At 64.3% G+C, this 9,744-nt stretch carries 8 protein-coding genes and 1 tRNA gene; 4 read left to right on the top strand and 5 right to left on the bottom strand.

What is annotated here, in order from left to right:
- Window positions 1-1,148 precede the first annotated feature (1,148 nt).
- Window positions 1,149-1,790: a deoxyribose-phosphate aldolase gene (deoC, locus tag E0E00_RS04055; RefSeq protein ID WP_130811277.1), complete on the top strand. Its 642-nt coding sequence runs from the start codon at window positions 1,149-1,151 to the stop codon at window positions 1,788-1,790.
- Between the two features lie 90 nt (window positions 1,791-1,880).
- Here deoC and E0E00_RS04050 read toward each other — a convergent pair whose 3' ends face one another.
- The 4 genes from E0E00_RS04050 to E0E00_RS04035 all read right to left on the bottom strand — a co-directional run bounded on the left by E0E00_RS04050 (window position 1,881) and on the right by E0E00_RS04035 (window position 6,771).
- The gene (locus E0E00_RS04050; protein WP_130811276.1) at window positions 1,881-2,720 is read right to left on the bottom strand and encodes a YjjW family glycine radical enzyme activase; all 840 of its coding nucleotides are present in this window, start codon (window positions 2,718-2,720) and stop codon (window positions 1,881-1,883) included.
- Between the two features lie 10 nt (window positions 2,721-2,730).
- Window positions 2,731-4,245: a YjjI family glycine radical enzyme gene (locus E0E00_RS04045; protein WP_130811275.1), complete on the bottom strand. Its 1,515-nt coding sequence runs from the start codon at window positions 4,243-4,245 to the stop codon at window positions 2,731-2,733.
- On the bottom strand, window positions 4,242-4,979 hold the full coding sequence (locus E0E00_RS04040) for a Crp/Fnr family transcriptional regulator (protein WP_165443544.1): 738 nt from the start codon (window positions 4,977-4,979) through the stop codon (window positions 4,242-4,244). Before E0E00_RS04040 ends, E0E00_RS04045 begins: the two co-directional genes overlap by 4 nt.
- A 253-nt stretch (window positions 4,980-5,232) precedes the next feature.
- Complete coding sequence (locus E0E00_RS04035) at window positions 5,233-6,771, bottom strand: Mur ligase family protein (RefSeq protein WP_130811273.1); 1,539 nt, start codon at window positions 6,769-6,771, stop codon at window positions 5,233-5,235.
- Between the two features lie 351 nt (window positions 6,772-7,122).
- Between E0E00_RS04035 and E0E00_RS04030 the strand changes: the two genes are divergently transcribed.
- The 3 genes from E0E00_RS04030 (at window position 7,123) to rdgB (ending at window position 8,719) form a co-directional block, all read left to right on the top strand.
- A tRNA-Val gene (locus E0E00_RS04030) sits at window positions 7,123-7,198 on the top strand.
- Window positions 7,199-7,284: 86 nt separating this feature from the next.
- Window positions 7,285-8,028 carry a ribonuclease PH gene (rph, locus tag E0E00_RS04025; RefSeq protein WP_130811272.1) on the top strand — a complete coding sequence of 248 codons (744 nt, stop codon included), beginning with the start codon at window positions 7,285-7,287 and terminating at the stop codon, window positions 8,026-8,028.
- Window positions 8,029-8,095: 67 nt separating this feature from the next.
- Entirely contained in the window at window positions 8,096-8,719 is a 624-nt protein-coding gene (gene rdgB, locus E0E00_RS04020) for an RdgB/HAM1 family non-canonical purine NTP pyrophosphatase (protein ID WP_130811271.1), read from the top strand.
- Window positions 8,720-8,771: 52 nt separating this feature from the next.
- Here the strand turns inward: rdgB and E0E00_RS04015 are convergent, their stop codons facing one another.
- The gene (locus E0E00_RS04015) at window positions 8,772-9,698 is read right to left on the bottom strand and encodes a pseudouridine-5'-phosphate glycosidase (protein WP_130811270.1); all 927 of its coding nucleotides are present in this window, start codon (window positions 9,696-9,698) and stop codon (window positions 8,772-8,774) included.
- Window positions 9,699-9,744: the final 46 nt, after the last annotated feature.

Raw genomic sequence — 9,744 nt, 5'->3', positions numbered from 1 at the left:
AGCCAGCCTCTCCGCCTGCGTTCCATGGTGGCAGCCTCCCCCTAGGCCGGCTGGCCACCATGCCTGAGGGGCGACATCCACATTGCCCTGCCGTCGCGGCATGCCGTGCGGCACATCGCCGTCAGCCGTTCCCGGACAGGCCGCCATCCCCCGGCAGCGACACCCCCCGGGCCTTCGCGAGAGGCGGGGGCATACGGCTGTCCGGGGGAGGTCGGCCAGCAGCCCCTTCCAGGGGCCATATGCAAGGTCAGGGAATCCGCAGGCAATGCATTGTCGAAAACCCCAAAGCCTGTAGAGGCTCCTAGGGACCGTCTCTCACTGTAATGAGGCATCAATCGCAAGTGTCTTCACGGGTACCTTTTTCCATATAGAGAGGATGGATCCTCTTGCCGTGTGGCGTTTCGACCTCGTTGATGTATTACGCGAGACGGGCTCTGAGCCGGGAGAGACAGTTCATGAGGGTCCGCTCACTCCCCGGATTTTGGAGGACGTGGATAGTAGAGTAGCGTAGCTGTGGAGCATTCTTTGGTAGGCTCAGTGGTCTTGGGTGAACTGTTGAGCGTCTGGCGGAGGTAAATCCACGACGCTTCTCACAAGGGCATAGTTGTCTCATCTGATGTCTTCGGGGCGCTGATTGAGCAGAGGAAAGACCGCGGAACGCACTGCGCAAACTTCGAAGTTCGACGCGATGTCGCAGACGCCGGTAGCAAGGAGCCCCAACTGTCCTTGTCGAAGAGTCTCTGCTCGAGGCTCGTTGAGGCTCCCCGTTCTGGACGCAGCCCCGCATTGCCACGTCTCGGCTGCAGATACGATGACTCCGGCCTAGCCATGGCGTGTCCGATGTGCGTGAGGGCAGTGACGGAGGCCCAGTGTCCGCAACTGGCGCACCCCCCGGAGCGCCACTGCGTTTATAGCTCCGCGCCCGCCGCTCTCCTCGCCAAGCAGCCATGAACCGCTCTGCGAGCGCGGAGCGGGCATCATCCGTCATCGCGCCCCATGTCCCGCCGAACTGGCGCGGGTATCCGGAGCGCTGTCGCCCGCAGGCACGGCGCGCCATGCCGGAGCGGGCCCGTTCTTGCGTCTGGGCGATCCTTGTGCCAAGGTGGGGGAGGGCAATACTGCGACATCGTGGAGATCGAGGATGCATCATGGAACTCAACGGCTACATTGACCACACCAACCTCAAGCAGAACGCGACGCAGGCAGACATCGAGCGCCTGTGCGACGAAGCGGTCGCTCATCACTTTGCCACCGTGGCAATCAACTCCTGCTGGACCGCGCTTGCGGCCAAGCGCTTGGCGGGCACAGGCGTGGGCATCACTGCCTGCATAGGGTTCCCCTTGGGCGCATGCTCCACGCAGGCCAAGGCCGCTGAGACTGCACAGGCTGTCGAGGATGGCACCACCGAAGTGGACATGGTGGTAAACGTCGGCCACCTCATCGCGGGAGACGACGCCTACGTGAGGGACGATATCGCTGCCGTTGTGAAGGCCGCTGCCGGACATCCCGTGAAGGTGATTCTGGAGTGCTGCCTGCTCGATGACGAGCAGATCGTGCGCGCCTGCGAGGACGCCGTCGCAGCGGGTGCCGCCTTCGTGAAGACCAGCACTGGCTTCTCTACCGGCGGCGCAACGGTTCATGACGTGGCGCTCATGCGCAAGACCGTGGGTACCCGCTGCAAGGTCAAGGCGGCAGGCGGCATCCACACCAAGGACGAGGCGCTCGCCATGGTCGAGGCCGGGGCGGACCGTCTGGGCTGCAGCGCCGGCATCAAGATCGTCGAGGGGTAGCGCCGCCGACCCCCACGGCATCAAAACGCATTCGGTCCGGCACTGCGCCCAGTGCCGGACCGAACTCCCAAAACAAGCAGTCAGCCCCCGCTAGCTCACCACGACAGTCCCAAAACCCAAAGACCGCGCCAACGCCTCTATGCCGTCCATGCGCTCGTCCGAGGGGGACGGGGCGTTCTCCATCTTCCCGCGCACGCCAAAGCGGCGAAAGCGCATGAGCCTCAGCCGCGTAGCCGCTGTCCTCTCGCGCAGCACGTCTGCCGCCCCACGGACGGCATCCTCGGGGTCGTTCCACCCCTCGGTCACAATGACACGCAGCTCAGCCAGTTTGTTCTGCTCGGCAAGGAACGCGAGGTTCTTCCGCACTGCTACGCCGTCTTTTCCCGTAAGCGAGACGAACCACGCATCGTCCCAGCACTTAAGGTCCAGCATCACGCCATCGGACAGTGCGAGGAGGCTCTCGTGCTCGGAGAAGTCCACGGTGCCGTTTGAGTCGATAAGGCATCCCAGCCCCGCGCCTCGACACAGCGAAAAGAACTCGGAGAGAAACTCCGGATAGAGCATGCACTCGCCGCCCGAGCAGGTGACGCCGCGAATGAAGGGCGCATAGGAGCTCACGCGCTCAAAGGTTTGATGGGCGTCCAGGTAGAGGATGCGCGGCGAGGAGCGATGGGGGCACACGTGGATGCACGTGTCGCACCTCACGCACGTGGCTGGGTTCCACTCGACGGTGCCGCACGCCATCTTGAGGGCGCCCACGGGACACGATTCCACGCAGACGCCGCACCTTACGCAGAGCCGCTGCGTCTCGGGGTTGTGGCAGTACGCGCAGTGGATGTTGCACCCCTGCACAAACACCGAGCAACGCGCCCCCGGCCCGTCGACCAGCGAAAACGGGATGATGTTGTTTATCGGTACGTGCGCGGACACCGCTGCGCCCCTACAGGCGGACCTTGCGGTCGGCGAGGTCGTTCGCGCGCCAGTTGCCCTCGCCGTCGTGCGAGGTATCGGCAAGCACGGCCTCCCCACGCGCGAACTTCTCCATCTCGGAGCGCTTTACCAAGAAACCCGTAATGCGCACCAGGTCGCTGTCGGACGAGTAGAACGAGAGGTACTTGTCGCCGATGGCAAAGGCGCCCTTCACCACGTCGAGGATGGCGTCGGGGTTGGACTCGGCCGTGGGCTCCACGGGGAAGATGTCCGAGACACCGGCGTTGAAGAAGCGGTGCATGCGGGCGCTGTGGCGGATGTGGTCGTAGAAGACCTCAGGCTCGTCGCCCACCTTAATGCGCACGCCTGGCGTGACGCCCTCCATGTCGGCAAAGCCGGCCTGCGCGTGCAGTGTGAAGCGGTTGCCGGCCACCTCGGAGTACACGGCCGGAAACTCCAAGACCTGCTTGTAGACCTGGCGCATGATGCGATCGGCAAGGTCGTTGGCCTCGTCGTCGGTGCCATAGGCGCGCTTGCCGCCGAGCCTCAGCAGCTTTGCCACGCCCTCGCTCATGCCGGCCACGCCAAACATCGCGCAGAAGCGGTCTCGGCTGATGAGCCCCTCCTCGGCAAGGAACGACGTCTCAAAGAAGTTGGACTCCTCCACCAGGAACTTGATGCGGGAGTTCATGTACTCGAGCAGCGCGCCTGTGGCCGAGGGGAGGACGTTGTCCATGAAGTCGTCCACGCTCGAGGCCATGTCGGCAAGGCGCGGGAACAGCAGGCGGTCAAGGCAGTAGGAGCCGCCGCCCATGGGGAGCACGTTGTAGCAGCTCACGACCGTGTAGCCGCCGGGGTAGGTCTTGCGGTGGATGCGATCGTTGGCAAAGGCGGGGTTTGCGCACCTGAGGGCGGTCTTGACGGCGAGACGGGCAAAGCCGCCTGGTGTGATGGCGGGGTCGTACTTGAGCGTGAAGTTGGGGACTGCGTTAGCAAGCTCCTGCTCGACCTCCATGAGCAGGCGGCCGGCGCGCGTCTCCTTGGGGCCAATGTTGGCGTGGCAGTATCCGCTGGCCACGGTGCGGTCGATGTAGTCGAGGAAGTGACGAAATCGTGCCCTGACCTCCTCGTCCGTGTAGCCATCGAGGTAGGGGTCAAGCATATGGTCAAGCTGTCCCACATAGACCGGCCGACTGGTGACGGAGGGCACGTTGTCGTAGAGCATCGCCAGGCCCCACAGCGCGTCATCAAGGGTCTTGGGCGCATCTAGGCGGAGAAACTCGCTGCCCTGCGCCAGGAACTTGCCGTAATCCGGGCAGATGTAGCGCGGGCGATACGGGGCGTTGCCCTCGCACATGTAGTCGATGCCGCCGTGCTCAAAGAAGTAGTCGGCCTCCTTGGGGCGCTTGATGGGGTCGATGCTGTTCTCTGCCGCCTGTGCCAGGTGCAGAAGCTTCTGCTTGTAGGTAAGGTTGCTTGCCGTGCAGATGTCGTAGAACTCCTGGGTGTTGTCGATGGTCTTCATGAGCGCGGTCTCCCTTCGCTGGTGTGTACTCCCTGGCCAAGTTCGTTGCGGAGCATTTTCTCGAGAAGCGCGAACGCCTCTCGGTCGATTACGATCTTTCGGCCCTCAAGGCGAGCCATGCCGGCGCCGGCAAGCGAGGCCACCGAGCGGCTCACCGTCTTGGTGCTTACGCCGATGCGCTCGGCAAGCCGTGCGCGCGTGAGTGGCACCACGAGGCGCTCGCGTCCGCCTTCCTCGTAGAGCTGGCAGAACACATGGGCAACGCGCTTTTCGGCAGTCCATGTGAGAAGCGAGCGCTCGTGGCTTGACTGGCTTGCGAGGCGTTGCACCACCCAGCGCGAGCGGGCGAGAAGCGCTTCGGCGTCGCCGGTGAGCCACGCGAGATAGTCGCTGCTCGAGGTGCGGAGAAGCTCGGCGGGCGTTGTCGCCGTGAGGGAGCTGTGGTAGAAGGGGCTGGCGCCGATGGCTTCCATCTCGCCAAAGACGACAGGGGCGCGGAACTCATCGATTACGTAGGTGCCGCCGTCCACGAGGGGGCTTGTCGAGGCAATGGTGCCACGCGTGAGCACGTAGATGTAGCTAAAGCGGTCGAGTTCGTGCACCAGCTCGTCTCCCTTGTCCAGACGGGCAAGGGAGCACCTGCTGAGAAGGGCTGCGGGGATGCGTCCGGCCCAGGGGAGAAGCCTGTCTCTAACCGGAGCGTCTAGGCCGGACAGGTAGCCGAGCGTGTCCATTTTTGCCTCCCTCCAGTGCATGCTGCCAGCATACTAGGCTGGCGCGGGGTGGAGAGAAAAGGACATTTGTCCTGTTGCGTGATTGCGGTGTCTACTTTGTCGGTGGACGGCCGGGGCGGAGGTGCGGGTGGCCGTGGGCGGCGCTGGGGCACGGGTGCGGAAGTGTTGCGCGCAATAATCCCAGCGGAGAAGGGCTATCCGGCACGGGCCGCCGCACAAGCGCGCTTCGGCGTCAGCCCGGCGCCGGGCGCCCCTACGCCTTCGGGTGCGCCGCATGCCAGTTGCGAACGGCCTCCTGGTAGATGTCGCCGTCGGTCCGGCAGGGGACAAACTCGTTGCCCTCGTGCTGGCGCGTCTCGTCACCTTTGGCGAGAAGGCAGAGAATCGCAGGCCCCTCGCCCTCGTAGCCAAGCTGAACAGCGCGGTGAATGGCCTCCTCGCGGTCGAGAATCACCTCGTACGCCGTCCCCGCAGGCGTGGCGTCTGCCATCTGCTGGCAGATCTCCTCCACGGGGTCGTTTGCCGGGTCCTCCTCGGTATAGATGAGGTAGTCGGCGTACTTGGCCGCCTCCTCGGGAAGCTCGCGCCGGCGCTCGTAGGCCTTGCCGCCGGGCGCACCAAAGACGGCGATGATGCGATACCCGGCGAACTCTTCCTTAACCGAGGGGAAGAACCGCTGGTAGGAAAGTCTGTTGTGCGCATAGTCCACCAGCGCGACCACCTTGGCGTCGGGGCTGGGGAGAAGCTCCATGCGTCCGGGGACGCGGGCGCGCGAGAGGGGCTCCGCTATTCTCTCGTAGCCAATGCCCAAAACCTCGCAGATGGCTATCGTGGCCAGTGCGTTGTCCACGTTGAAGAGGCCGGGCATGCCCAGGGAGACGGTCTCCTCCCAACTGGGCGTGTGCGCGGTGAACGAGACGGTGCCGTAGCCCGTCTGGATGTCTGTGGCCCACACGTCAGCCGAGCGTCCCTTCGCCGAGAACGTTACTACGCGCTCGCAGCGACTCGCACGGTCAAGGATGGTCTCAATCTCGTCGGAGTCAAGGTTCACCACGGCAGCGCGTGCCTGGTCAAAGATGCGGAGCTTGCTCTGGAAGTAGTCCTCGAAGTTGGGATGCTCCACGGGGGAGATGTGGTCGCGGCCAATGTTCAGGAAGCATGCCACATCAAGTCCAAGGCCCAGGACGCGGTCGTACTTGAGGGCCTGGCTCGAGACCTCCATGTCCATGTAGGCAAGGCCCGCCTTGCGAGCGTTTGCCAGGTGGCGCCACAGGTCCGGTGACTCCGGCGTGGTGTTGTGGCTCTCCTCGCACTCGATTCCGTCGAAGGTCTCGATGGAGCCCATGACGCCTGCGTGGGCATAGGGCTCGTCTCCGTCGAGAACCGCGCGGAGCATGTAGGACACCGTGGACTTGCCCTTGGTGCCCGTGATGCCTACCACCTTGAGGTCGCGGTCGGGGTGACCAAAGGCCTCGGCCGAGACAAGCGCCATGGCGCGGCGCAGGTCGCTGGCGACAAGTGCGGGGACGCCTGGTACCGTGGCTGCAAGCTCGCCGACGCGGTTCTCGTCGCAGAGATAGGCCACGGCGCCCTTTTCGAGCGCAGAGGTGAGGTAGGTTGGCCTGAACGCAGCTCCCTTGCATACAAAGACGTGACCGGGGACAACGACGCGAGAATCGCAGTCGGCTCCGGTGACGGGCGTCGAGCCCTTCTCGGTGGTGACATTTGCGGTGGTGGCCAGCAGCCCCTCGGCGTTGAGGAGCTGGGCGAGCGATGAGGGTGTAGTATCCATGGGGCCAAGTATAGCAGCCGTCGTCTTCCTTTTCTGGTCGGGGGGCAGGCTCACCGGAATGACGGTTGGTGGCAGTTTTGGGTAAATTTCTTATATGTAATCGTTGAAGTCGCAAACCCCTGGCCTGCGAATCAACAAGAATCGAACCAGTTTGTACTCGGAGTGACCTCGAAAAACTGCCACCAACCGTAAAAACGTGCCAATCGCGACGAGATTCTTTCGGCCAGGCTGCTCCACGGCCCGGACGCACTGCGATCGGAGGCGGATCTCTCCTCACCCGCGACCATCAGCAACCGTTGCCTCGGCCAGAGTCCTTTTCTCCACCGGTTCCGTGGTACACTCGCTACGCAAGGGCGATTGGCGCAGTGGCTAGCGCAGGTGCCTTACACGCACAAGGTCGGCGGTTCGAATCCGTCATCGCCCACCATGAGTACACGTGGGGCCGGTCGGCGTGAGCCGGCTGGCCCCGTTGCATGAGCGTCGGCGGATGCGCGCCGGCAGACAGGAGGCCCCATGTCCCAGGAAGGCGCAGCTCGGCCGGAGCGCAGCTTTGACCGAGCCGTCAACGAGATGCGCCCGGTCAAGCTGACCCCAAGCATTATGAAAAGCGCGGACGGGTCGTGCCTGGCGGAGTTTGGCGACACGCGCGTCCTGTGCGCGGCAACTATCGAGGAGGGTGTGCCCAAGTGGCGCGGCGCCAGCCGAGATGGTTGGGTTACTGCCGAGTACGCGATGCTCCCTGCGGCGACCAGCCGCCGTACCCCGCGCGAGTACAAGGGGCGCAAGGGTCGCTCGATGGAGATCGAGCGCCTGGTGGGGCGCTCGCTTCGGGCTGTGTGCGACCTGCGCCACCTGGGCGAGTTCACGGTGACCGTGGACTGTGACGTTATCCAGGCCGACGGCGGCACCCGCACGGCCTCTATCACAGGTGCGTGGGTGGCTCTCTACGAGGCGCTTTCTGCGGCAAACGCCAAGGGTCGTATCAAGCGCATCCCCCTCACGGGACAGGTGGCGGCCATCTCGATGGGCGTGGTGCGCGGCGTCGAGCTGCTCGACCTCGACTACCCGGAGGACTCCCGCGCAGATGTGGACATGAACCTCGTGGGCTCCTCGAGCGGATGCATTGTGGAGGTCCAGGGCACAGGCGAGCGCGCGACCTTCGACCGCGAGCAGCTTGGGCGCCTGCTTGACCTGGGGCAGGCGGGAATCGACCAGCTCCTCCAGATCCAGCGTGACGTCACGGGCTTTGGCGCGTAGGGGTCGCACCGGGCGTATGCAGATGCCATCAGGGGTCGCTCGCGAGTAGGCAGAGAAGGGACACATCGTGGCAGCAGTAGATATCGCAACGCTTGACCCGGCGCACACCGTGGTCGTGGCTACCGGCAACGCTCACAAGGTGACAGAGATCGAGGCCATCCTCTCCAAGGTCATGCCGCAGGTGCGCTTTGTTGCCCTAGGCGAGCTGGGGGACTTCCCCGATCCCGTCGAGGACGGCAAGGACTTCTTCGAGAACGCGCTCATCAAGGCGTGCGCGGCCATAAAGGAGACCGGCCTTACCATGACCGTTGCCGATGACTCCGGCCTCTGCGTGGACGCCCTCGACGGCGCGCCCGGTATCTTTTCGGCGCGCTGGGCGGGCGAGCACGGCAACGACGATGCCAACAACGAGAAGCTCCTCCGCCTTATGGCAGGCGTACCGGACGAGAAGCGCACGGCGCGCTTCCACTCGACGGTTGTGCTCGTGCGGGGCGAGGAGGTCCTTCGCGGCGACGGCAACTGCGAGGGCTTCGTTGGCCACGTGCGCCGCGGCACCCACGGCTTTGGCTACGACCCGCTGTTCTTGCCCAACGACACCCCAGGCAAGGCCATGGCCGAGCTGCTTCCAGAAGAGAAGAACGCCATCTCCCACCGCTTCCACGCGCTGGAGGACCTCGCCGCCAAACTATGAGACAAATGAGACGAACGGAATGAGACAAAGGGAGTTTCCCTTTGTCTCATAGCTACTTGAGGGTGCAGAGGCTCTTTGCAACCTCGGCGCCAAGTGCGACGTTGTTGTACACGAGGTGGATGTTGGAGTCGAGCGAGTCGCCGCCGGTGAGCTCGGCCACGCGGGCGAGAAGGAACGGCGTGACATCCTTGCCGTGGACGCCCTTCTCGTCTGCCTCCCTCAGGGCTTGGTCAATGGCCTTGTCCATCTCGCCCTTGTCGAGCGAGTGCTCCTCAGGGATGGGGTTGCCCACGAGCACGCCTCCCCCAAGGCCCATCTCGCGCTTGGCGTGGAAGATCCTTGCAAGCTCCTCGGGGGTGTCTACCTCATAGTCAACGCCAAAGCCGCTGTGGCGCGTGTAGAACGCGGGCAGCTCGGAGGTCTGGTAGCCAAGCACGGGCACGCCGTGGGTCTCGAGGTACTCAAGGGTAAGCCCAAGGTCGAGAATGGCCTTGGCACCGGCGCAGACAACCAGCACGGGCGTATGGGCAAGCTCCTCGAGGTCGGCGGAGACGTCCATCGTGGTGGCGGCACCGCGGTGCACGCCTCCGATGCCGCCGGTGGCAAAGACCTGGATGCCGGCCATATGCGCAATGATCATCGTGGTGGTAACGGTGGTGGCGCCGTCCTCGCCGCGCTCGACAATCACGGGAAGGTCGCGGCGGCTCACCTTGGCCACCTCGCGGCCCTTCTTGCCCAGGTAGTCAATCTCCCCCTCGGAGAGGCCCGCGCGCAGACGACCGCCAATCACGGCGACGGTGGCAGGCATTGCCCCGTGCTCGCGGATGATGCGCTCGACCTCAAGGGCGGTGTGGACGTTCTGGGGGTAGGGCATGCCGTGCGAGATGATCGTGGACTCGAGGGCCACGACGGGGCGGTTCTCGTCGAGCGCCTTTTTGACCTCCGAGGAGACATCGAGATACTTGTTGAGCTCCTTCACTGCTGTTCCTTTCTCGCGCTTGGTTCGAGCACTGGATGCAAGCGCC

It is taken from the genome of Olsenella sp. Marseille-P4559 (genome assembly GCF_900605015.1).
In the GTDB taxonomy this organism is placed as follows: domain Bacteria; phylum Actinomycetota; class Coriobacteriia; order Coriobacteriales; family Atopobiaceae; genus Tractidigestivibacter.
The sequence above is the reverse complement of the archived record's forward strand: the minus strand, read 5'-3'. Positions and strand labels throughout refer to the sequence as shown.

Bases quoted from the DNA above. Each gene is read 5' to 3' on its own strand.
- deoC (WP_130811277.1), top strand. From the start codon at position 1,149: ATGGAACTCAACGGCTACATTGACCACACCAACCTCAAGCAGAACGCG.
- E0E00_RS04045 (WP_130811275.1), bottom strand. From the start codon at position 4,245: ATGAAGACCATCGACAACACCCAGGAGTTCTACGACATCTGCACGGCA.
- E0E00_RS04040 (WP_165443544.1), bottom strand. From the start codon at position 4,979: ATGGACACGCTCGGCTACCTGTCCGGCCTAGACGCTCCGGTTAGAGAC.
- E0E00_RS04035 (WP_130811273.1), bottom strand. From the start codon at position 6,771: ATGGATACTACACCCTCATCGCTCGCCCAGCTCCTCAACGCCGAGGGG.
- rph (WP_130811272.1), top strand. From the start codon at position 7,285: ATGTCCCAGGAAGGCGCAGCTCGGCCGGAGCGCAGCTTTGACCGAGCC.